A 22,319-nucleotide genomic window follows, 5' to 3' on the forward strand; every position below is an offset into this window, starting at 1 on the left:
CTCCTATACGCTGTACAACAGCTTCTCGTCCGGAGCGATCAGTCCGTCGGCGACGTGAGGTCGTAGAAGGTGGCCGAGCCGACCGTGACCTCCTTGAAGTTGGCCTCGACCCACGAGCTGATCTGCGACGCGGTGCCGGAGCCGCCGCCCATGCCGCCCCCCGTGCCGCCGCCGATGAAGTAGTGGATCCGGCCGTCCGCCACGTACTTCTCGAACTGGGCCAGGGTCGGCGACGGGTCGGTGCCGTTGAAGCCGCCGATCGCCATCACCGGGGCGCCGGTGCCGAGCTGGTAGCTCGCGGCGTTCTGGGAGCCGATCGCGGCGGCGGCCCAGGTGTAGGCGTCGGCGTCGGCCTCCAGCAGCTTCTTCGCCTCGGAGCCGACTTCGGCGCCGTTGAGCAGGCCGCCCATGCCGCCGCCCCCGCCCCCGCCCATTCGGCCGCCCTCGCCGGACGGACCGCCGGCCGGACCGCCGTTCTGGCCGTTGGGCGTCTGACCGTTCGGCGTCTGACCGTTCGGCGTCTGGCCGTTCTGGTTGGTGCCTCCGGCACCCGGCGCGGTGCCGCCGCCGGGGAAGCCGCCGCCACCGGGACCGCCCTGGCCCTGGCCTTGGCCCTGACCAGGGGCGTTCCCGCCGCCCGGGAAGCCGCCGCCCCCGGGGCGACCGCCACCGCCGGGGCCGCCCCCCATGCCGGCGCCGGACGGACCCGCCGTGACGATGGAGCCGCTGTGCCCCTCCCGCACGGTGCTCAGCGTGTACGCGGTGGGTGCGGCCAGCGACGCCACGAGGCCGAGGCCCGCCGCCACGAGGGCGGTCCGCCGCCCCAGCCGCCCCGCGAAGACCAGCCCGAGCGCGGCGACCAGGCCGCCGACCAGGACCGGCACCTTCAGCCAGGGGAGGTAGTCGGGCGTCCGGTTGAGCAGCACGTACCCCCAGGCCGCGCTCGCCGTGACGGCGGCGGCGAGGGCGATCGACGCCCAGGGCCGCTCGCGGCGTTCCCACAGCGTCGCCGCGCCCATGCCGGTCACGGCCGCCAGGTACGGCGCGAGGGCCACCGTGTAGTACTGGTGGAAGATGCCGGCCATGTAGCTGAAGACGGCCGCCGTCATCAGCAGCGAGCCGCCCCAGACCAGGAAGGACGCGCGCGCGGTGTCCGTGCGGCCGGCGCGGCGCGTCGCGATCAGGCCCGCGACGAGCAGGATCAGGGCGGCCGGGAGCAGCCAGGAGATCTGGCCGCCGATCTCCGAGTTGAACATCCGGTCCCAGCCGGTCTCGCCCCACTGCCCGCCACCGCCGCCGCCCATGCCGCCGCCCCCGCCGCCGACGCTGCCGGTCTCCTCGCCGCTGAGACGGCCGAGGCCGTTGTAGCCGAAGGTCAGCTCCAGGAAGCTGTTGTTCTGCGAGCCGCCGATGTACGGGCGGGACGACGCCGGCCAGAGCTCGACGACCGCGACCCACCAGCCGCCGGAGACGACGATCGCGGCGGTCGCCAGCGCGAGCTGGCCGAGGCGCTTCCTGAGCCGCACCGGTGCGCAGACGCCGTAGACCAGGGCGAGGGCGGGCAGGATCAGGAAGGCCTGGAGGGTCTTGGCCAGGAACGCGAAGCCGATCGCGACGCCCGCCCACACCAGCCACCTGCTCCGGCCGTCCTCCAGCGCCCGTACGACGAGGTAGCAGGCGACGGACATCAGCAGGGCGAGCAGCGCGTCCGGGTTGTTGAAGCGGAACATCAGCGCGGCGACGGGCGTGAGCGCCAGGACGGTGCCCGCGATCAGTCCGGCCGCGGGGCTGAACCGGCGGCGGACGGCCGCGTAGACGACGGCGACCGTGCCCACCCCCATCAGCACCTCGGGGACGAGGACCGACCAGGAGGAGAGGCCGAAGATCCGCACCGCCAGCGCCATCGGCCACAGCGCGGCCGGGGGCTTGTCGACGGTGATGGCGTTGCCCGCGTCGAGCGAACCGAAGAAGAACGCCTTCCAGGACTGGCTGCCCGCCTGCACGGCCGCCGAGTAGAAGGAGTTGGCCCAGCCGGAGGCGCTCAGGTTGTAGAGGTAGAGCAGGGCGGTGGCCAGCAGGAGGCCGAGGAGGGCGGGGCGTACCCAGCGGGGGTCCTCGGGGCGGCCGCGCCACACCCGGTCGAGCCGGGACCGCCGGGGCTGTCGATGGGCGGGCGACGGTCCCACGCCCTCGTCTGCGGGGGCGCTGGTGCCGTCTGCGTGCGTGGCCGGGTCGTAGTGCGTCGTCATCGGGCGTCGCTCCAGGTGCGATGCGGGTCCGGCAGGTGCGGGTCCGGCGTGTGGGCCGTGGGCGGCGCGTCCGGGAACACCCAGGCGCGGAAGAGCAGGAAGCGCAGCACGGTGGCGGCGAGGTTGGCGGCGATCAGCACCGCCAGCTCGGTCGAGTGGTCGGGGTCGGTCGTCGCCGCGCTCAGGGCGGCCAGCGAACCGCTGGTCAGCGCGAGGCCGATGCCGAACACGACCAGTCCCTGCGCCTGGTGCCGCACGGCGCCGCCCCGGCCCCGTACCCCGAAGGTGAGCCGCCGGTTGGCGGCGGTGTTGGCGACCGCGGAGACCAGCAGCGCGAGCGCGTTGGCGAGCTGGGAGCCGGCGAAGTGGCGGAAGCCGCTGTAGAGGAGGAGGTAGAAGAGGGTGGACAGGGCGCCGACCACGCAGAAGCCGACGAGTTGCCGGGCCAGGCCCTGCGGGACGCCGGTCAGGTCGCGGTCGCGCGGGTCGTCGCCGAAGGGGCGGGCCAGCCGGTCCAGTGGGAGGGAACCGGTGGCCAGGGCCCTGCCGACCCGCCACACGCCCTTGAGGTCCTCGGTCGCCGTCCGCACGATGTGCACGGTGGAGTCCGGGTCGTCGACCCAGTCGACGGGCACCTCGTGGATCCGGCACCCGGCGCGTTCGGCGAGCACCAGCATCTCGGTGTCGAAGAACCAGCCGGTGTCCTCCACCAGCGGCAGCAGCACCTGGGCCACGTCCCGGCGGATCGCCTTGAAACCGCACTGGGCGTCGGAGAAGCGCGCCTGGAGAGAGCCGCGCAGGACGAGGTTGTAGGAGCGGGAGATGAACTCCCGCTTGGCGCCGCGCACCACGCGTGAGCTGCGGGCGAGGCGGGAGCCGATCGCGAGGTCCGAGTGACCGGAGATCAACGGCGCCACCAGCGGCAGCAGCGCGTTCAGGTCGGTGGAGAGGTCCACGTCCATGTAGGCGAGGACCGGGGCGTCCGAGGCCGACCAGGCGGTCCTGAGGGCCCGGCCGCGCCCCTTCTGCTCCAGCCGGACCGACCTGACCGCCGCGAGGTCGGCCGCCAGGCGGGCCGCGACGTGCGGGGTGCCGTCCGTGGAGGCGTTGTCGGCGACCGTGATGCGGAAGGCGTAGGGGAACGTCCGGTTGAGGTGCTCGTGCAGTCGCAGGACGCACGGCCCGAGGTCCTTCTCCTCGTTGTAGACGGGGACCACTACGTCCAGGACAGGCGTACCGGCTCCTGCGGCCGGGAGGTGCTCCCGCGCCGGCAGGGAGCCGGGAGAAGAGTCGGTTCGCATGGGACCGACTCTTCTCAACTCCCCTGTCGCACCCGTGTGGTGGTGCTGTGCTGCGCCTGTGAGTGCGCTCGCCGGCCCGGCCGGTCGTGGACCGCGGGCAGGGACCGGTAGTCGTCCACGGGCAGGGAACGGTCGTGGACCGCGGGCAGGGACCGGTCGTCGTCCACGGGCAGGGAACGGTCGTGGACCGCGGGCAGGGACCGGTCGTGGACCGCGGGCAGGGACCGGTAGTCGACCGCGGGGAGATGCACGGTGAAGACCGTCCGGCCCGGCGCGCTGTCCACCGTCACACCACCGCCGTGCGCGGTCGTCACGGCCTGCACGATGGCGAGCCCGAGGCCCGTCGAGCCGGTGGCACGGGACCGTGCCGAGTCCCCGCGTGCGAACCGTTCGAAGACGCGCGGCAGCAACGCGGCGGGGATGCCCGGCCCGTTGTCCATCACGTCGACGCGGAGCCACGGCCCGTCGCGCCGCACGCGCGCGGTGACGGTCGTGCCCGGCGGGGTGTGGTTGCGGGCGTTGCCCAGCAGGTTGACCAGCACCTGCTGGAGCCGGGCCGGGTCCGCCGACACCAGGGCCGGTTCGTCGGGCAGGTCGAGGCGCCAGGTGTGGTCGAGACCGGCCGCGCGGGCGTCGCTGACGGTGTCCACGACGAGCGGAACGAGGTCGGTGTGCCCGAACTCCAGCGGGCGTCCGGCGTCCAGGCGGGCGAGCAGCAGCAGGTCCTCGACCAGCAGGGTCATGCGGCCGGCCTCGGACTCGATGCGGCCGAGCGCGTGCCGGGTGTCGGGGCCGACCCGTTCGCGTCCCCGGCGGGTGAGTTCGGCGTAGCCGCGGATGGAGGCGAGCGGCGTGCGCAGTTCGTGGCTGGCGTCGGCGACGAACTGCCGTACCCGCGTCTCGCTCTGCTGCCGTGCGTGCAGGGCTCCGTGCACGTGGTCGAGCAGCCGGTTGAGGGCGGAGCCGACCCGGCCGACCTCGGTGTGCGGGTCGCACTCGGACTCCGGGACCCGTTCGTCGAGGTTCACCTCGCCCGCGTGCAACGGGAGTTCGGAGACCCGGCCGGCGGTGGCGGCGACCCGGCGCAGGGGGCGGGTGGCGACGCCGACGATGACGGCCCCGGCGAGGGAGGCGGCGACGAGACCGGCGGCGGTGACGCTGGCCTCCACGAGGATCAGGGTGCTGATGGTCTCGGTGACGTCGTCGGTGGGCAGGGCGGCGTAGTAGCCGTCGTGGTACTCGACGCGGTAGTCGCCGAGGCCGGGGATCTCGACGGTGTGCGCCCCGCCGTCCCGGGGGACGGTGGCGAGCGCGGTGCGCTGGGCGTCGTCCAGGGAGACCGCCGTCGTCCCGCTGGGATCCGTGCTCTCGTCGTCCTTCTCGCCGTACTTGGCGTCGACGACGGCACCGTCCCGCGTCTCGGCGACGATCGTGTCGCGCGGCTGCGGTCCGCCGTGCGTGACGAAGTCGTCGAGGTCCATCCGCTGCTTCACCCCGCCGCCGGGGCCCGGTTCACCGGGCGGCCCGAAGCCGGACACGCGCCGCACGACCTCGCCCACCTGCCCGTCCAGCTGCTCGTACAGGTGCGAGCGCAGCGCGACCGTCGTCACCGTGCCGATCACCGCGCACACCACCGCGATCAGCGCCACGGACGCGACGACGAGCCGCGTCCGCAGGGTGCGCGGCCGCGGTCGTCGCCGCGGGCTCACGAGACCGCGGGCTTGATCAGGTATCCGGCGCCGCGCCGGGTGTGGATCATCGGCTCGCGCCCCGCGTCGATCTTCCGGCGCAGGTAGGAGATGTAGAGCTCCACGACGTTGGCCTGGCCGCCGAAGTCGTAGGACCACACGCGGTCCAGGATCTGCGCCTTGCTCAGCACCCGCCTCGGATTGCGCATCAGGAAGCGCAGCAGCTCGAACTCGGTGGCGGTGAGGTGGATGCCGTCGCCGCTCCGGGTGACCTCGTGGCTGTCCTCGTCGAGGGTGAGGTCGCCGACGACGAGTACGGAGTCGGAGCGCCGGTCGGCGGCGCCGGAGCGCCGGATCAGTCCGCGCAGCCGGGCGACGACCTCCTCCAGGCTGAACGGCTTGGTGACGTAGTCGTCGCCGCCCGCGGTCAGCCCGGCGATCCGGTCCTCGACGGCGTCCTTGGCGGTCAGGAACAGCACCGGCACGTCCGGCAGGTCGCGGCGCAGCCGCCCCAGCACGCTCAGGCCGTCCATGTCGGGCAGCATCATGTCCAGTACGACGGCGTCGGGCCGGAAGTCGCGCGCGGTCCGGACGGCGCCGTTGCCGTCGCCCGCGCTGCGGATCTGCCAGCCCTCGTAGCGCAGGGCCATGGACAGCAGCTCGGTGATGGACTGCTCGTCGTCCACTACAAGCACCCGGACGGGGCTCCCGTCCGGCCTCAGCAGTTCGGTGCGCCCCTGGGGCGAGGTCGTGGTCATGGCGGTCACCTTGTCGAGCCGCTCTGAGAGGGTCCTTTCCCCAAGCTGTGATTTCTCTGAGAAACGCACGGGGGCCACGCGGGCACCGGCCTTCAGCCCTGCGCGGTCAGGCCCTCGGCCGTGAGGGTGAGGTGCCGGACCAGGACCTCGGCGGCGGTGTCGGCGTCGCGGGCCAGCGCCGCCTCCTCCAGCCGGCGGTGCTCCTCGACGCCGTCCCGGCCGGGATTGCGGTGCGTCGACCAGCGGCGGGCCAGTTCGCTCGCCGTCCACAACCGGTCGAAGGTCTCCAGCAGCACGGGGTTGCCGCAGCCCTCCATCAGGGCCCGGTGGAAGAGCCGGTGCGCCTCGGACCACGCCTCGCTGTAGTACTCGCCCTCCTCCGGCGTGTACGCGGGCGTGCGGGACAGCCGGTGGTGTGCGGCGCGCACCCGGGCCTCCCAGTCGACGTCGCCGCGCTCGACGGACATGCGCAGCAGGACCGGTTCGATGGTGCGGCGGGCCTCCGCGATCTCCTGCCAGCGCCGGTCGGAGTAGGCCGGGACGGCGAAGCCGCGGTTGGGCAGCCGGTCGGCGAGCCCGTCCCCGACCACCCGCACGAGGGCCTCGCGCACCACGGCCAGGCTCACGCCCTGCTCCTTGGCGAGGTCCTGCGGCTTGAGGGCGGCGCCCGGAGCGTGGTCGCCGCGCATGATCGCGTCCCGCAGATGTGCGTAGACCTGCTCGGAGAGCATCCGCTTGCCCGTCGGTGTGGGCGGCTGGGGCGGCGTGGGGCCGGTCTGAGTCATGAGGGAAGCATAGACGATCCCTTGGATAATCGATTATCAGTGTTATGGTCGATTGCAGTGGCCGGCCACAGGGACCGGCCCGCCCGAAAGGAACGACGTGATGAGCGCCAACAACCCGTTCGCCCGCCTCCCCGAGGCGGCCTCCTTCACCCTCACCAGCACGACCGTCACCGACGGCGCCCCCTGGCCGTCCGCGCAGCACTCCTCCGGCGTCCCCGGCGGCAAGGACGTCTCCCCGCAGCTGTCGTGGACCGGCGCGCCGGAGGGCACCCGGAGCTACGCCGTCACCGTCTACGACCCCGACGCCCCCACCGGGTCCGGGTTCTGGCACTGGGCGGTCGCCGACATCCCGGCCGCCGTCACCGAGCTGCCCGAGGGCGCCGGCGACGACACCGGCGCGGGTCTGCCCGAGGGCGCCTTCCAGCTCCCCAACGACGCCCGCGCCGCCCGCTACCTCGGCGCCGCCCCGCCGGCCGGGCACGGCCCGCACCGGTACTTCGTCGTGGTGCACGCCCTGGACGTCGAGTCCATCGGCGTCCCGGCCGACGCCACCCCGGCCGTCCTCGGCTTCACCATGGCCGGGCACGTCCTCGGCCGCGCGGTCCTGACCGCCACCGCCGAGACCCCCGCCTGACCCACCGCGTGTCCAGGCTCATCGACACCACGGAGATGTACCTCCGCACCGTCCTGGAACTCGAGGAGGAGGGCGTGATCCCGTTGCGCGCCCGCATCGCCGAGCACCTGGGCCAGAGCGGCCCCACCGTGAGCCAGACCGTCGCCCGCATGGAGCGCGACGGCCTGCTGCGGATCGCCGCCGGCCGGCAACTGGAACTGACCGACACGGGCAGGCGGCTGGCGACGCGCGTGATGCGCAAGCACCGGCTCGCGGAATGCCTGCTCGTCGACGTGATCGGCCTGGAGTGGGAGCAGGTCCACGCCGAGGCCTGCCGCTGGGAGCACGTGATGAGCGAGGCCGTCGAACGCCGTCTCCTGCGCCTGCTGCGGCACCCGACCGAGTCGCCCTACGGCAATCCGATCCCGGGCCTGGAGGAGCTGGGCGGGGCGAACCGCCCCGCGGCCCCGCGCCCGTCCGCCGCCGGGAGCACGGTCAGCCTCGGCGACCTGCTCCCCGGGCCGGACGGCGTGAGCGCGGTCGTCCGGCGCATCGGGGAGCCGCTCCAGGCCGACCGCGGGCTGCTGTCCGCCCTGCGGCGGGCCGGGGTGCTGCCCGGCGCGCTCGTGACCGTCACGCCGTGGCCCGGCGGCGTGACGGTCGGCAGCGGCGAGGAAAGCGCCCGGCTCCCCGCGCGGACCGCCGCGCACGTCTTCGTCGCCCCGCTCTGAGCCCGCACCTCAGCTGCCCAGGCCCTCCTGGCTCCCCGGCAGCCCGAACAGCCGGGCCGCGTTGTCGTGGCACACCCCGCGCAGCCACGCGTCTCCCAGCTCCAGCCGCTCCAGGGCGTGCAGTTGATGCAGGTAGGGATACGGGATGTTGGGGAAGTCGGTGCCGAGCAGGACGCGGTCGCCGAGGTCCGCCAGCCGGGGCAGCGCCCGGCGCGGGAAGGGCGCGAGGCGCTCACTGAAGTCGGTGAACGCCATGGTCGTGTCCAGCCGCACCTCCCCGTACCGCTCGGCGAGGTCCAGGAAGTCCTCGTACTCGGGCATCCCGAGGTGTGCGACGACCAGCCGCAGCCGGGGGTGGCGTGCCAGGACCCGGGCGACCGGCTCGGGCCCGGTGTGCTTGCCGGGCGCCGGGCCCGAACCGCAGTGGATGACGACCGGCACGCCCGCCTCGGCGAGCACGCCCCACGCCGGGTCGAGCAGCTCGTCGGCCGGGTCGTACGCCCCCACCTGCACGTGCGCCTTGAAGACCCGCGCCCCCGCCTCGACGGCCCGGCGCACATACGTCTCGACGCCCGGTTCGGGGAAGAGGGTGGAGGTGTGCAGGCAGTCGGGGGTGCGGCGGGCGAAGTCCACCGCCCAGTCGTTCAGCCACCGGGCCATGCCCGCCTTGTGCGGGTAGAGCATGGCGGTGAAGGCCCGCACCCCGAACGCGCGCAGCAGCTCCGCGCGTTCGTCCTCCTCCTGCCGGTAGGTGATCGGCCACTCGACCCCGCCGGTCAGCGGCCCAAGGGCGTCGAAGTAGGCCCAGACCTTGCGCAGCACCCGCTCGGGCATGAAGTGCGTGTGCACGTCGACCAGCCCGGGCAGCCCGAGCCCCTCCCAGAACCGGCGGACCTGCCCGACTTCGTGATCACTCATGCGGCCACGATCGCGCCCCGCGCCCACCTGGACAAGGGGTCGGAGGGAGAAGGAGAGGGACGCCCGGGGGACGGGGGGACGCCCGGGGGACGCCCGGGGGACGAGGTCAGAACAGCCCGTCCTGCACCCCCGCCGCTCGCTTGAGCTCCCGCAGGGGCACGGCGCACGGCTCGCCCTCGGCGGACACCAGCTCCCATCCCGTCATCAGCCGGGTGTCGAGCACGACGACCCCGCGCTCCGTCGCCAGATGCAGATCCGGTCCGGCGGCAGCCACCAGCTCACCCCCGATCGCACCGCCCGCCACCAGCTCGGCCACCTCCGCCACGGCGGCCGGCCCGCGCTCCGCACCCGCGGTCCCGAAGACGTCCGCGATCCCGAAGACGCCCGCGTGGTCCACGCCCCGGAACGGCTCCGGCGTCAGCGCCTCCGGCCAGCCGCCGAGTGCCACCGCCCGCGCGTGCAGCCCGGCGATCTCGGCCGCCCGCTCCGCCTCCGACTCGGGCAGGGCGGCCCGCACCGCGCGCTTGTGGGCGTACGGGATGCGGTCGGGCACGCCCAGCGCGGCCCGCAGCAGCTCCTCGGTCCGGCGCGCGGACATCAGCGGACCGCACCCAAGCCAGCTGAAGCACACGGCCCCCTGCTCGAGCAGCCGGGCGGACCCCCGTTCGTATGCGGTGATCCCCACCTTGACGAGGCCCGGACCGAACCACGCCAGATAGACCCGGTACGGCCGCGGATCGTCCGCCATGGTGTCGGCGGCCACGGAGTGGGCCCGGTCCAGCCGCGCGCACTCCTCGCACCGCGCCCCCGTACTCCGCGCCGATACGCCGGCCCGCACCGGACACGCGTGTCCCCGTGCTCCCACACACGTCCGCACACCCCCCTCGGCGACCCGGAAGGCCACCCGCTTCCCCCGGGGCAGCGCACTGCGTCGGCCCCCGACCCACGTCAGCACGGGACCGTCCGCCGCCCACCGCAGCCCCGCGCACTTCCACGCCTGTGCCATCCCCAACGACGGTAGACGGCACCACTGACAACGGCCGGTGACGGGACCCGGCAACGACGTCCGGGCGGGCACTCACTCCTGGTGAGCGCCCGCCCGGACGTACCGTATGACCATGGCCGAAAGTGAAGCGATGTGCCCCGAGCGCCTGCTCCTGGAGCACGTCACCAGCCGCTGGGGCACCCTGGCCCTGATCGCTCTGCTCGACCGCCCCCACCGCTTCAGCGAACTGCGCCGGGAGATCGGCTCGGTCAGCGAGAAGATGCTGGCCCAGACCCTGCGGACACTGGAGCGCGACGGCCTGGTCCACCGGGACGCCAAGCCGGTGATCCCGCCCCACGTGGACTACTCCCTCACCGGCCTCGGCCGTGAGGCCGCCGAACAGGTCCGGGACCTCGCGCGCTGGACGGAGCGGCGGATGGCGGCGGTCGAGCGGGCCCGGGGGGCGTACGACGCGGACAGGGTGTGACGCGTCGCCGCCCCGGCGGGGTCACGACTTCAGGACCGCCTTCATGACGCTCTTGGCGATGGGCGCGCCGAGCCCGCCACCGGAGATGTCCTCGCGGGAGATGTCCATGTCGGTCGGGTCGATGAACACGGCCACCGCGACGGAGGAGCCGTCGTCCTTCTTGCCGTAGGACACGAACCAGCCGTACGGCACCTCGTCGTTCACGTCGACACCGCGCTGGGCGGTGCCGGTCTTGCCGCCGACCGTGATTCCGTCGATCTGGGCGCGGCGGGCGCTGCCCTCCTTGGCGGTGAACTCCATCATCTCCTGGACCTTCTGCGCGGTCTCGGCGGAGACCGCCTCGCTCATCACCGCGGGCTCGGTCTTCTCCAGGGTGTCCAGGTCCGGGCCCTTGACCTCGTCGACGACGTAGGGCTGCATCACCTTTCCGTCGTTGGCGATCCCGGCGGTGACCAGGGCCATCTGCATCGGCGTACTGGTGAGGCTGCCCTGTCCCATGCCGGTGAGCGCGGTGCCGGGCTTGTCGAGGTCCTCGGGGTAGAGGCTCTTGGTGGCGAGCAGGTCGCCGAACTCCTCGGAGTACACGTCCTCGTTGAAGCCGAACTTCTCGGCCGTCTCGCGCATCTTGTCCTGCCCCAGCTTGGAGGCGGCGTCGAGGAAGACGTTGTTGCAGGAGTACTGCATGGCGGTCTTCATCGAGGCCTTGTTGCAGACCGCGTCACCGGCCTCGCTGCCGATCTTGTTGGTGGACTGCGGCAGCGGGTACGGGGAGACGGCGTCCGTGCGGGCGTCGACGTCGGTGACGATGCCGTGCTCCAGCGCGGCGGCCGCCGTGAGGATCTTGAAGGTGGAGCCCGGCGGGTAGGTCTCCCGCAGCGCGCGGTTGGCCAGCGGCTTGTTCTTCTTCTTGTCCAGCGCGACGAAGCGGTCGGACTCCTTGAACGTGCTGCCGGCGAAGGTCGACGGGTCGTAGGAGGGCGCCGAGACCATCGCCAGCACCTTCCCGGTCTGCGGGTCGAGCGCGACCACGGCCCCCCGGGCGCCCTTCAGGTCGGTCAGCCCGTCCCAGGCGGCCTTCTGCGCCTTCGGGTCGATGGTGGTGACCACCGAGCCGGCCCGCCGTCCCTCACCGCTGACCACGTCGGCGAACCGCTGGAAGGCCAGCCGGTCGTCCTTGCCGGTGAGGATGCCGTCGTAGGTCTTCTCCAGCAGCGTCATGCCCTGGGCCTGCGAGGCGTATCCGGTCACCGGCGCGTACATCGGACCGTCGACGTAGGTGCGCTTGTACTTGAGGTCGGTGGTCTCGGTCTCCTTGGAACCGGTGACGGCCCGGCCGCCGACGATGATGTCGCCGCGCGGGGTGGCGAACTGCTCGATCTGCACCCGTCTGTTCTTGGTGTCGGAGGCCAGCTCCGGGGCCCGGACGTACTGCAGCCAGTTCGCGCGGATCAGCAGGCCGAGCACGAGCAGCCCGCAGAAGATCGCCACGGCCCTCAGCGGCTTGTTCACCGTCGGCCTCCGTCGAGGCTCGGCCGGTCGGATATCTCCCGGTCGGATATGAAGACTGGTCCTCTCAACATGCGCACACCCTAGACACAGTTGCGGACCGTACTCACGTCCGGTCGGCCGCCGCACCGGCCGTGTCGCCCGGCTCCCGGCGCCCCCGGCCCCCAGGACCCGGCCCCCGGGACCCGTCGGCGACAATCCGTCGGAACCTGTCACTCACGCCACTGGGACACCCTCCGTCCCCTGCATAGCGTGCCCGCATGAACCCCGCCTCCCTCCTCCCCTACGTCATGCCGATCGGCATCGGCCTCCTCGTCGTCCTGCTGCTGTCCCTCGTCCCGGACCCGCACCGCCGCCCCCTGAACGCCCTCGGGATCGCCGGGGCCGGAGGCGTCTACTTCTCGGGCGGCGGCCTGGGCGCCTGGGAGCTCCCGTTCGGCGCGCTCATGCTCTACGTCGCCTACCGGGGCCTCACGTCCTGGACGTTCATCGGCCTCGGCTGGCTGCTGCACACCGCGTGGGACGTCGTCCACCACCTGAAGGGCAACCCGATCCTCCCCTTCGCCCACGACTCGTCCCTGGGCTGCGCGATCTGCGACCCGGTCATCGCCCTGTGGTGCCTGCGCGGCGGCCCGTCCCTGCGCGAACTCCTCCCGGGACGGGGCGCTCCGCGGCGGCGGGCGGTCACGTGAGGGGCGGCGCACCCCGATCGCTCTCCGTGCAGCCCATCGCTGACGGAACGTCACGGCACCGCTGGTCCTGGTGGGCCTGAAGCGCCACGCCGCCGAAGACGACGACGCAGACCAGGCCGACCATGACGGCCTGGCCGACCACCGTCACCACGGCCCCGGCCCGCGCGGCGACCGCGGCCGCCACCCCGGCGAGCACACCGACTCCGCCGACGGCGGCCAGGTAGTCCCACAAGGGGTCGGGCGAAACGCTCTCCGCCGGGTCGAGGTTGAACCCGGACAGGAACCAGAGCCCGAAGATCACCGCCAGGGCGATCAGCTCCAGAAGCACGAGACCGCACCCGGCCCCGATGTCGGCACCGAGATCCGCACGGCGCCGACGTCCGGTGCCGTTGGTGGCGTCGAACGCCGGCGGGGCGACAGGCAGGTCCATACCCGCCACCCTGACCCGCACGCGAGCCGGACACATGAGTACGGCTACTCAGTCAGCCCCCGCAGGAGAAAGCGGAAGCCCCGTGGAGTGAACCACGGGGCTTCCGACCATTCTGTGCACTCGGCAGGATTCGAACCTGCAACCTTCTGATCCGTAGGCGTGCGCACCCTCACAGTGGATCACCTGTAAGCGTCGTTCACCGAACGGTATGCGGAGTAGGGAGCACGCCCTCGGGCCGCCGCAGTGCGTTGTTGTACGCCTGTGTTGATGTCACCAGCGCCGCACCACCGCTTTCACAGCACAGGTGATCACGGCCAGTGTCGCAGAGGCGATCACGGCGATGGCGGACGCAACAGCCGGTGCCACCCGCCCAGTGGCAACACCTGCGACTAGCAGCAGGGCGAGTGGCACCACGACCATTACAGCAAACACCGCCAGTGACACCATGACCACGCTAAGCGATGACCTCTCCGGTGGCGTATCGTCGCTCATAAGCAGCTCCATGAGAGAGGGCGCCAGTGCGGGCGCCGTGAACTCGGTCGGCCATCACCCCGACCTCGACAGAGCTACGCTACCTCGGATACAGCGAGTCGAATTCGCAATATCCCATCGATTAAATGGCCTAGGCCACACCCGCCCTTGAGTATGAAGGTGAATGGGAGATTCGACCTTCGATCTAGGGGCTCAGAGGGCCACGCTTGGAGATCAAACCATGGTTCCCAGGGAATGAGTCGTGCGTCACACTCGCTGTAGGTCCAACGGCACTAGGAACGCAGCGCCTCAGAGGGTTCGGTTTCGTCTGCAAGCCCGTGCTCATTGAGCTCAGTCACCCGCTGGGCAAGCACCCTGAAACCCTCGGCCCCCCATTCACGGCGAGACCCTGACGAACAGTCCGAACGTGCCGGAACCCGTGCCGCAGGTAGTACGCCTGCAAGTTGGTGTTCGTTGTCCAGGCGTCTAACGGAGTCTCAGGCCCGCATGGCCCTGGGGGACAAGGCGGTCGACGGCGGCGCGGCGCCGAACCTGCTCCGGCTCGGGCTGGGACGGGGAACCCTGGTCGTCGCATCCGACGGGATCAGCATCCCGGCGGGACAGGCGTCCATCACGGTGCGCACGCACTACATGGACGACGCCGCCGCCACCGCGATCACCGACCGGGCCAAGGCCCTGCGCGACGGCGTGACCACCCTGCACGCCATCGACCACAGCGCGGAGCATGACCCGCTCGCCGACATCGCCGCCGTCGTCGGCGACGCCCCGCGGGTGCGGACGAAGGACGTGCTGGCCCGGCCCGCCGCACGCAACCCTGATGAAGGGTCGGAAGGGGAAGCGTCCGACGGCTGAGGGTGCCTCTCCGGGCGCACTGATGTCAGCCGTTGATGTCAAAGGCCCCGCCGGATTTCCCGGCGGGGCCTTTGACCTGTGTGCACTCGGCAGGATTCGAACCTGCAACCTTCTGATCCGTAGTCAGATGCTCTATCCGTTAAGCTACGAGTGCTTGTCCTGTTCAGTTTTACCGCCGCTTCCGTTCCTTCCGGCCCGTCGCGGCGACAGGAAGAACATTACATGACTGCCGCCGTCATGTGAAATCCATTGGCCGCACCCCTTGTGACCTGGGCGAATGCCTGTTGCGGACTGTCGGCAACACAGAAGCCCCGGCCGTGTGGGCCGGGGCTTCTGTGATCGGGCGGAGGCGGAGGGATTTGAACCCTCGATGGGCTTTAAGACCCAAACCGCATTAGCAGTGCGGCGCCATAGACCGGACTAGGCGACGCCTCCAGACAACATCACCGTCTCGCGGGCGAGCGCGAGTGGCGCGTGCCGATGATGACACAGTTGAGCGCGCTGTCACCAATCGACCCCTACGGTACTAGGCGGGCAGGCCACAGAGCAAAGCCCTTACGGCGTAGTCCACCGGGCCGTCGCGCAACGTCCGGGCGGCCGGCGCGTTGGTCAGGTCATGTTCCAGGTGACCCGCAATCCCGCCGCCCGCCTCCTCGGCGCCGCCGCCCTGTCCGCCGCCGCCCTCGCCTCCGTCTGCGCCGCGCCCTCGGCCGCGGTCGCCGGTCCCCGCGCTCCGGAGGGTGACCACCTCACGGTCACCGTCCGCGACGCCGGCGCCGGCCTGGACGGCACGTACGAGCTGTCCTGCCACCCGGCCGCCGGCGACCACCCCGACCCCGAGGGCGCCTGCGCCGTCGTCGACGGGGACACCCGGTGGGGCCGGGACACCTTCGCGCCGGTGCCCGAGGGCAGCGTCTGCACCATGCAGTACGGCGGCCCGGCCACCGCGCACGTCACCGGCGTCTGGGCCGGCCGCCCCGTCGACGCGACGTACGACCGCCGCGACGGCTGCGAGATCTCCCGCTGGGACCGCATGGTGCCGCTGCTGCCCGAGGTGGGGGCCCCGGCCCGGTCGTAGGGCCCCGGACGGTCATCGGTCACACGTTCTACGTCAGTTCCTCGTGCGACCTCCGTCCCATCCCACGCCGCCCGAGGGGCCCCAACCCTTAGACTCCCTCGCGTGACACGCTGCGGGCCGATTGGCAAGATGGCCCAGGCGGTCGGCAAGTGCGGTAACAGGAGGGAAGCGTCTCGTGAGCAGCAGGCCATCCCGAGGCGCTGCTCGCCTCGCAGCAATACTGGACGCGCTGCCGGACGCGTTGGTCCTGGTCAACGCCAACGGCACCGTGGTCAACGCGAACACCATCGCGCTGGAGGCGTTCGAGACGCCGGGCACCGCGCTGGTCGGGCGGGGGCTGCTGGATCTGCTGCCGCAGTTCGACTCGCGGCTGATCCCGGGCTCCATGCGGCGCCCCGACCACATCGACCCGCGGGCGCGCACCAAGCCGACGCGGATGGTCGCGCGGCGCACCGACGGCTCCGAGTTCCCGGTCGAGGTCACCAGCGCCAACCTGGAGACCGGCCAGCAGGCCTACGACACCTACGGCTACACCGGTGACGAGCTGCTGATGCTCGTCGTCCGCGACCTCTCCGGCACCGTCGACACCGAGGCCGAGCTGGCCCGTTCGCAGCGGCAGACCGAGATGATCCTGCGGGCCGCCTCCGAGGGCGTCGTCGGCACCGACACCGACGGGCGGATCGTCCTCGTCAACCCGGCCGCCGCCCAGATCCTCGGCTACCGGGCCGGTGAACTCGGCGGGCGCGAGCTGCACACCCTGGTCCTGCACTCGCGCGCCGACGGCTCACCCTTCCCGTACGACGAGTCCCCGCTCGCCGACACGCTGCGCTCCGGGCGCAAGCACCGGGTGCGCGGGCAGGTGGTGTTCGCCAAGAGCGGGGACCAGCTGCCGGTCGACCTGACGACCGCGCCCGTGCGCGACGGCGACCAGCTCGTCGGCGCCGTGATGACCTTCACCGACCGGCGCCCCTACGACGCCCTCGTCAAGGAGCACGAGGAGGCGGAGCGGCGGCACGCCGAGGAACTGGAGCGGCTCGCCGAGGAGCACGCCGCCGAGCTGACCGAGCTGCGGCAGCGGCACGTCGCCGAGCTGGAGGAGCTCAAGGAGCAGCACGCGGAGGAGATCGCCGCGGACGCCGACCGCTATGCCGCCCTCGGTGAGCGGGAGAAGGACCGGTACGAGGCGATCGCCGGGCGGCACGAGCAGCTGCTCACCCTCCTCGGCGACTCCCTGCGCGGGCCACTGGACGAGCTGCGCCGGGAGCTGGCCGCGCTGGCGTCGGACGACGCCGGGCAGTTGTGGCCCGAGGCCAACCAGGTGCTGCACCACCTGTCGGCCGGCTACTCGCGCATCACCACCCTCATCGACAACGTCCTCGGCTACCAGCGCCTGGACGTGGGCAACGAACAGGTCGCCCGTACGAAGGTGATGCTCGACGCCGTCGTCGCCGCGGGTGTCGACGGGGCCGTGGAGCTGATCGGCCCGGGGCGCGTGCAGTTCGCCGTGCACGCCCCGCCCATCGAGGCCGAGGTCGATCCCCGGCTGCTGGCCACCGCGCTCGCCCACCTCGTCGCGGACGTCGCCGGTGTCGACGCCACCGGCAACTCGCCCGTGTCGGCGACGGGCGGCTACCTGGACAACACCGTCGTGGTCGCGGCGGCGCAGCGCGGCGAGGTCGTGCGCATCGAGGTGCGCGGGCCGTACGCCGGGGGAGACCCGGTGCACGAGCCGATCGTGCGCGGGATCGTGCGGGCGCACGGTGGCGTGCTGCAGACGCACGACGTGCCGGGCATGAGCGGCAGCGCGTTCGTGCTGGAGGTGCCGATCGGGGGCGGCGCGGGTGCCGTCACCGCCCAGGGTGCCGAGCTCGCGCAGCTCGCCCCTGCCGTGCCGGACGCCCAGGCCGGCTCGGCCGACGGCATGGGCGCACAGGGCACCGTGGCCGTTCGCGAGCCTGCTCCCGGGGGCGGGCGGCGGCGGGCGCGCCGGGCCTCCGTCGACGCGTTCCTGGAGAGCGAGGTCGCCGGGGCGCCGGGCGGCGTCGGTGCCGAACCCGAGGCGGAGAACTCCGCACCGACCGGGCGGCGCAGGCGGCGTGCGGCCCAGGCCCAGGTCGAGGCCCAGACCGGGGCCGCAGCCGAGACCGGCGCTCAGGTGCAGGGGCAGGGCGACGTGCCGGCTCCGCTGCCCGTGCCCGCGCAGGCGGGGCCCGGCGCGGGTGCCGGGGCCGGTGGTACCGGGCGTCGGCGTGGTCGGCCCGCGGAGGGTTCGGGCGCCGAGACCGCCGGGGTGCCCCAGGCAGCGCTCGGCGGGGTGTCCGAGGGTGCCGTCGTCATGGCCGGCGAGCACGGCGGAGGGGCCGCCGCGTCCAACACCGGCCTGGGCGGGACCGTACCGCCGCAGGGCGTGCCCGCGCCCACCGGACGCCGGGCCGGGCAGGACGGCGGCGAGCAGCACGCGCTGCCCCCGGCGCTGCCCGCGCAGGCCGGCGAGTCGGACCCGGCGGACCCGGCGGCCTCCGACCGGCCGACGGGGCGCCGACGCCGTGCCCTGGCCTCCGCCAACGAGCGCGCCGCGGCGCAGGAGGCCGCTCCGCGCCAGGTGTTCGCCCTGCCGCCCGCCGACGCAGACGTCGACGCAGCCGCCGACGCAGCCGCCGACCGTCCTTCCGCGGGGGCGGCGCAGGCTCGGGGACAGGTTCAGGAACCGGGGCAGGTTCAGCCCGGTCGGGTCCAGGTGCCCGGACCCGCCGCTCCCGGTGACGCCGTGCCCGACGAGGGCCGTCACGACGCCGTACCGCACGGCCAGGCCGAGGACCACACGCCGCCGCAGCCCCACCCGGCCGAGGCGCCCACGGGACGCCGCCGACGGGCCGGGGCCGCCCACCCGGCCGACGAACCGGTGCCGGGCCAGGACAGGGGCCAGGGCCAGGGCCAGACGCAGAACGTGCCCGCACAGAGCATCCCGGCGCAAGGGGCTCCGCCGGTGCACGGAGCTCCGCCGGTGCATGGCGCCCCCGTGCCCGCCCCGGCCGCCGCCCACGCCGAGGCACCGGCACCCCGGCCCGCCGGGTCCGGTGCCGACACCGGGCGCCCCGGCCCCGCGGCGCCCGACGCCCCGGGACAGCCGGCACCCGCGCCGCAGCCGTGGCCCGCCGCCGCGGACACCGAGGGCGCCGGTACCCCCGTAGCGCCCGGCTCCCCTGTGCCACCCGGCGCGGCGACCACGCCTGCGGCACCTGCCGCGCCGACGGCACCTGCCGCTCCGGCAGCCCCGGCCGCCCCTGCCGCTCCGCAGGGCGTTCCCGCCTCCACGCCGAGCCGGGGCACCCCGCTGCCGCCCGAGAACGCGCCCGCCCCTCGCGCGGCGCAGCCGCTGCCCGCCGAGGCTTCCGCGCCCGTCGACCCGAACTCGACGCAGGGACGGGCGATCAGCGTGCGGACCCTGGGCCAGGGAGTGCCGTTCAACCGGCAGGCGGTCCAGGTGCAGCAGCCGTCGGCCACCCCCGCCCCGCACCAGCCGGGCGGCGGGGGCCGGCGCCGCAAGCTGGGCACGCCGCCCGACCCGGCCGCCGGCGGAACGGCGCCGTCGGCCCGCCCGCACGCGCCCGCCGAGCAGCCGCCGGGCGCGCAGCCGAAGAAGCAGGCCCAGCCGCAGCCCCCGAGGCAGTCCCAGGATCAGCCGTCCCTGGCCGGCGGTCAGGGACGGCTCGCGCCGGTCACCGAGGGCGCCGGACGGTCGTACGCCATAGGGGCGCCGGACCGGAACGCCGCCGAGGGACCCGAACCGCTGGACGGGCCCGGCGGGGCCGTCGAGGTGGCCGACCCGCCGCGCCCGCAGCCGATGGACGACGAGCTGCCGCCGGAGCCGCTGGACAACCCGCGCCGGCTGCTGGTGTGGCCCGCGCCGGACGTCTCCACGCAGCAGGCGCTCAGCGACCGCGGCTACCGGCCGGTGATCGTGAACTCGCGCGAGGAGGTCGACGCGCAGATCGCGGCGTTCCCGGCCGCGCTGTTCGTGGACCCGCTGACCGGGCCGATCACGCGTACGGCGCTCCAGTCGCTGCGGCAGGCGGCGGTGGCGGCCGAGGTGCCCGTACTGGTCACGGCCGGGCTCGGACAGGCCTCGCGGGACGCCGCCTACGGGGCCGATCCGGCCGTCCTGCTGAAGGCGCTCGCGCCCCGGGACAGCGAGCAGCATCCGCCGCGCGTCCTGCTGATCGAGGAACACGCGGAGATCGCGCTGGCGCTGACCTCGACGCTGGAGCGGCGCGGGATGCAGGTGGCGCGGGCGGCCGGCGACGCCGACGCGGTGACGCTGGCGGGGCAGTTCCGGCCGAACCTGGTCGTGATGGACCTGATGCGGGTGCAGCGGCGTCAGGAGGGGTCCGCCGGGATCGTCGACTGGCTGCGCGCCAACGGGCAGCTCAACCGCACCCCGCTGGTCGTCTACACCGCCGCCGTCGACCAGGACGACCTGCCGCGGCTGGCCTCGGGCGAGACGGTGCTGTTCCTGGCGGAGCGTTCCACCAGCGGTGAGGTGCAGTCCCGGATCGTCGAGCTGCTCTCGCGGATCGGTACCAACTGACGGACTGGCCGACTGACGGACGGGCCGACTGACGGACGGGCCGGGCCGACTGGCCGACTGGCCGACTGAGGGTGCCCTCGGCGATTCCGGCCGACGGCACCCTCCGCGTCACGGGTCGAAGATGCGGCGGGCCGCCTTCTTGATCGAGTCGCGCAGGCGGTCCGCGTCCTCGTCCTCGCCGCCGACCAGCATGCGTTTCATCTGCGGCACGACGACCGCCCAGTTGGCCATCGCGACCAGCAGGAACAGGAGGTCGGGTGCCGGGATGGCGTCGGTGACCACACCGCGCTCCTGGCCGTCCCGCAGGGCGGCGACCTTGCGGGCGTAGTGGGCCTGGCGTTCGGTCTCGTGGGGCAGCTCGGCGGTGCCGTCCTCCATGCCCTCCCAGAAGAGGAGGCGCAGCAGCTCGGGGTGGGCGGCGTGGTAGTCGAGGAGGCGGTCGATCCAGCCCTCGACGTCGTCCGGGTCGACGGGGACGGAGATCGCGAGGTCGAGCATCTTCTTCTCGAGGACGGACGCGAACAGCTCGCCCTTGTTGCCGTAGTAGGCGTAGATCAGCTGCTTGTTGGCCCTGGCCTCGGCCGCGATGCGGTCGATGCGCGCGCCGGCGATGCCGTGGCGGGCGAACTCCGCCACCGCCGCCTCGAAGATCCGGGCCTTGGTGGCCTCGGGGTCCCTTGCTGCCATGGGGCAAGGGTAGCGGGGCGGAAAAGGTAACCAACTATTTGGTTGGCCTGCTCGGGAATGCGGGCCGGACATCCGGAGTTACTTCCAACCAACCAGTTAGTTACTAGCGTGCGCTCGAAGGAGTCGCTCCACCCATGCCGTCATCACCGTCCACTCCCACCGCCACGTCCACGTCCGCTTCCACGTCCACGTCCACCGCCGCGCCCATCTCCACCTCCCCCTCCAAGTCCACGCGGGCCGGGAACGGGCCGTCCGGCGCCGCCGCCCGGCTCTTCCTCCCCCTGATCGCCCTGTGCACCGCCGTGACGGCCGCCAACATCTACCTCGCGGCGCCGCTGCTCCCCCTCATCGCCCGCGACCTGGGCTCCACTCCGTCGGCGATCGCCTGGCTCGCCTCGGTCGCCCAGCTGGGATACGCGGCCGGCCTGCTCTTCTTCGCCCCGCTCGGGGACAGCGTGAACCGGCGCCGGCTGGTCGCCGCCCTCTCGCTGGTCGCCACCGCCGCCCTGCTCGCCGCCGCCGCGTCGGCCGGGACCGGCGCGCTCGCGGGCGCCGTCCTGGTCGCCTCGGCCGCCACGGTCGTACCGCAGTTGCTGGTCCCGCTGGTCGCCGAGCGCGCCCCGGCCGACCGCCGGGCCCGGCACGTGGCGGCCGTCATCGCGGGACTGTTCACCGGCGTCGTCGCGGCCCGGGTGCTCGGCGGCCTCGCCGGGCAGGCCTTCGGCTGGCGGGCGGTGTTCGTGGGCGCCGCCGTCCTCACCGCCGTACTGGGGCTGGCGACCGCGTACATCCTGCCGGTGGAGCAGCGGCAGCGGCGGGGCCCGCTGTTCGCGGGGCTGGTCTCGATACCGGGCGTGGTGCGCCGCTCGCCCGACCTGTGGCGGGCGTGCGTGCGCCAGGCGGGGATGTACGGCGCCTGGAGCGCCCTGTGGACCTCGCTGGCCCTGCTGCTCACGGAGGACGAGGGGTACGGCATGACCACCGCCGCGGCCGGGCTGTTCGGCCTGTTCGGGCTGACGGCGAGCGTGGTCGCGCCGCTCGCCGGGGGTCTGGTCGACCGGTTCGGCGCCGCCAAGGTCGTACGGTCCGCGTACGTGCTGGCCGCTCTCTCGGTGCCGCTGTTCTGGCTGGGCGGGCAGGTGATGGCGGCGCTGTGCGCGGCGGCCGTTCTGGTGCACGCCGCCCTGGTCGCCTCGCACGTCGCCAACCAGACCCTGGCCCTCACCACGACCTCGGCCCCGGCCACCGCCAACACGGCGTACGTCGTCGCCGGTTTCGCGGGCGGCGCGCTGGCCTCGGCCCTCGCGGGGCCCGCGTTCGGCCACTGGGGCTGGGGCGGCGTGTGCGCGGTGGCGGGGGCCTGGCTGGTGCTGGGGTGGGCGGCCACGGCCGTACGCGGTGCGCGGTGAGGGCGGGCCGCGGCCGTACGCCGGGCGAGGGCCAGGGCCCTCGCGCGGCGTGATCGTGCCCTGGTCACGC

The 22,319-nt window shown here is 73.4% G+C and carries 18 protein-coding genes, 2 tRNA genes and 2 pseudogenes; 8 read left to right on the forward strand and 14 right to left on the reverse strand.

Features of this window, described 5'->3' with window-relative positions:
• Positions 1 to 38: 38 nt before the first annotated feature.
• The 5 genes from ACFYZ3_RS30655 to ACFYZ3_RS30675 all read right to left on the reverse strand — a co-directional run bounded on the left by ACFYZ3_RS30655 (position 39) and on the right by ACFYZ3_RS30675 (position 6,781).
• A complete protein-coding gene (locus ACFYZ3_RS30655) occupies positions 39 to 2,249 on the reverse strand; it encodes an ArnT family glycosyltransferase (RefSeq protein WP_388524393.1) in 2,211 nt (736 codons plus the stop codon).
• Complete coding sequence (locus ACFYZ3_RS30660) at positions 2,246 to 3,550, reverse strand: glycosyltransferase (protein WP_388524396.1); 1,305 nt, start codon at positions 3,548 to 3,550, stop codon at positions 2,246 to 2,248. The genes ACFYZ3_RS30655 and ACFYZ3_RS30660 overlap by 4 nt, the downstream gene beginning before the upstream one ends.
• A 14-nt stretch (positions 3,551 to 3,564) precedes the next feature.
• Positions 3,565 to 5,259 (reverse strand): ATP-binding protein, encoded by a 1,695-nt coding sequence (locus ACFYZ3_RS30665; RefSeq protein WP_388524399.1) that lies wholly within the window; start codon positions 5,257 to 5,259, stop codon positions 3,565 to 3,567.
• A complete protein-coding gene (locus ACFYZ3_RS30670; protein WP_388524402.1) occupies positions 5,256 to 5,996 on the reverse strand; it encodes a response regulator transcription factor in 741 nt (246 codons plus the stop codon). Before ACFYZ3_RS30670 ends, ACFYZ3_RS30665 begins: the two co-directional genes overlap by 4 nt.
• Before the next feature lie 92 nt (positions 5,997 to 6,088).
• Positions 6,089 to 6,781 (reverse strand): GntR family transcriptional regulator, encoded by a 693-nt coding sequence (locus ACFYZ3_RS30675; RefSeq protein ID WP_388524405.1) that lies wholly within the window; start codon positions 6,779 to 6,781, stop codon positions 6,089 to 6,091.
• A gap of 100 nt (positions 6,782 to 6,881) precedes the next feature.
• Here ACFYZ3_RS30675 and ACFYZ3_RS30680 point away from each other — a divergent pair, with 100 nt between their 5' ends.
• Positions 6,882 to 7,415, forward strand: coding sequence for a YbhB/YbcL family Raf kinase inhibitor-like protein (locus ACFYZ3_RS30680; protein WP_388524407.1), 534 nt, complete (start codon positions 6,882 to 6,884; stop codon positions 7,413 to 7,415).
• A gap of 8 nt (positions 7,416 to 7,423) precedes the next feature.
• Positions 7,424 to 8,125: a metal-dependent transcriptional regulator gene (locus tag ACFYZ3_RS30685; protein WP_388524409.1), complete on the forward strand. Its 702-nt coding sequence runs from the start codon at positions 7,424 to 7,426 to the stop codon at positions 8,123 to 8,125.
• Positions 8,126 to 8,134: 9 nt separating this feature from the next.
• Here ACFYZ3_RS30685 and ACFYZ3_RS30690 read toward each other — a convergent pair whose 3' ends face one another.
• Positions 8,135 to 9,043, reverse strand: coding sequence for an amidohydrolase family protein (locus tag ACFYZ3_RS30690; RefSeq protein ID WP_388524412.1), 909 nt, complete (start codon positions 9,041 to 9,043; stop codon positions 8,135 to 8,137).
• A gap of 106 nt (positions 9,044 to 9,149) precedes the next feature.
• Positions 9,150 to 10,049 (reverse strand): DUF2797 domain-containing protein, encoded by a 900-nt coding sequence (locus ACFYZ3_RS30695; RefSeq protein ID WP_388524415.1) that lies wholly within the window; start codon positions 10,047 to 10,049, stop codon positions 9,150 to 9,152.
• Between the two features lie 106 nt (positions 10,050 to 10,155).
• On the opposite strand from ACFYZ3_RS30695, the gene ACFYZ3_RS30700 reads away from it, so the two are divergent.
• Entirely contained in the window at positions 10,156 to 10,515 is a 360-nt protein-coding gene (locus ACFYZ3_RS30700; RefSeq protein ID WP_388524418.1) for a winged helix-turn-helix transcriptional regulator, read from the forward strand.
• Between the two features lie 21 nt (positions 10,516 to 10,536).
• On the opposite strand, the gene ACFYZ3_RS30705 is transcribed toward ACFYZ3_RS30700, so the two are convergent.
• Positions 10,537 to 12,024 (reverse strand): peptidoglycan D,D-transpeptidase FtsI family protein, encoded by a 1,488-nt coding sequence (locus ACFYZ3_RS30705; protein WP_388524420.1) that lies wholly within the window; start codon positions 12,022 to 12,024, stop codon positions 10,537 to 10,539.
• Positions 12,025 to 12,281: 257 nt separating this feature from the next.
• Between ACFYZ3_RS30705 and ACFYZ3_RS30710 the strand changes: the two genes are divergently transcribed.
• Entirely contained in the window at positions 12,282 to 12,713 is a 432-nt protein-coding gene (locus ACFYZ3_RS30710) for a DUF6010 family protein (RefSeq protein ID WP_388524423.1), read from the forward strand.
• On the opposite strand, the gene ACFYZ3_RS30715 is transcribed toward ACFYZ3_RS30710, so the two are convergent.
• From ACFYZ3_RS30715 to ACFYZ3_RS30725, 3 genes and pseudogenes are all read right to left on the reverse strand, one after another.
• The gene (locus tag ACFYZ3_RS30715; RefSeq protein ID WP_388524425.1) at positions 12,706 to 13,143 is read right to left on the reverse strand and encodes a DUF6234 family protein; all 438 of its coding nucleotides are present in this window, start codon (positions 13,141 to 13,143) and stop codon (positions 12,706 to 12,708) included. The genes ACFYZ3_RS30710 and ACFYZ3_RS30715 overlap by 8 nt on opposite strands.
• A 270-nt stretch (positions 13,144 to 13,413) precedes the next feature.
• Complete coding sequence (locus ACFYZ3_RS30720; protein WP_388524428.1) at positions 13,414 to 13,635, reverse strand: hypothetical protein; 222 nt, start codon at positions 13,633 to 13,635, stop codon at positions 13,414 to 13,416.
• A gap of 272 nt (positions 13,636 to 13,907) precedes the next feature.
• Positions 13,908 to 14,104: pseudogene (locus ACFYZ3_RS30725) on the reverse strand (GNAT family N-acetyltransferase); the annotation flags it as partial.
• Here ACFYZ3_RS30725 and ACFYZ3_RS30730 point away from each other — a divergent pair.
• Positions 14,104 to 14,454 (forward strand): annotated as a pseudogene (locus ACFYZ3_RS30730) (ATP-binding protein); the annotation flags it as partial. The pseudogenes ACFYZ3_RS30725 and ACFYZ3_RS30730 overlap by 1 nt on opposite strands.
• A gap of 114 nt (positions 14,455 to 14,568) precedes the next feature.
• On the opposite strand, the gene ACFYZ3_RS30735 reads toward ACFYZ3_RS30730, so the two are convergent.
• Both ACFYZ3_RS30735 and ACFYZ3_RS30740 read right to left on the reverse strand, forming a co-directional pair.
• Positions 14,569 to 14,641 (reverse strand) — tRNA-Arg (locus tag ACFYZ3_RS30735).
• Positions 14,642 to 14,831: 190 nt separating this feature from the next.
• Positions 14,832 to 14,922: transfer RNA gene (locus ACFYZ3_RS30740), tRNA-Ser, on the reverse strand.
• Between the two features lie 181 nt (positions 14,923 to 15,103).
• On the opposite strand from ACFYZ3_RS30740, the gene ACFYZ3_RS30745 reads away from it, so the two are divergent.
• Both ACFYZ3_RS30745 and ACFYZ3_RS30750 read left to right on the forward strand, forming a co-directional pair.
• Positions 15,104 to 15,565: an SSI family serine proteinase inhibitor gene (locus ACFYZ3_RS30745; protein WP_388524430.1), complete on the forward strand. Its 462-nt coding sequence runs from the start codon at positions 15,104 to 15,106 to the stop codon at positions 15,563 to 15,565.
• Between the two features lie 175 nt (positions 15,566 to 15,740).
• Positions 15,741 to 20,153, forward strand: a complete 4,413-nt coding sequence (locus tag ACFYZ3_RS30750; RefSeq protein ID WP_388524433.1) for a PAS domain-containing protein — start codon at positions 15,741 to 15,743, stop codon at positions 20,151 to 20,153.
• Positions 20,154 to 20,261: 108 nt separating this feature from the next.
• Here ACFYZ3_RS30750 and ACFYZ3_RS30755 read toward each other — a convergent pair whose 3' ends face one another.
• Entirely contained in the window at positions 20,262 to 20,840 is a 579-nt protein-coding gene (locus ACFYZ3_RS30755) for a TetR family transcriptional regulator (protein ID WP_388524436.1), read from the reverse strand.
• A 134-nt stretch (positions 20,841 to 20,974) separates the two neighbouring features.
• On the opposite strand from ACFYZ3_RS30755, the gene ACFYZ3_RS30760 reads away from it, so the two are divergent.
• Positions 20,975 to 22,249: an MFS transporter gene (locus ACFYZ3_RS30760; RefSeq protein WP_388524439.1), complete on the forward strand. Its 1,275-nt coding sequence runs from the start codon at positions 20,975 to 20,977 to the stop codon at positions 22,247 to 22,249.
• Positions 22,250 to 22,319: the final 70 nt, after the last annotated feature.

Origin of the sequence: Streptomyces sp. NPDC001599, assembly GCF_042893535.1 — a bacterium.
Taxonomy (GTDB): Bacteria; Actinomycetota; Actinomycetes; order Streptomycetales; family Streptomycetaceae; genus Streptomyces.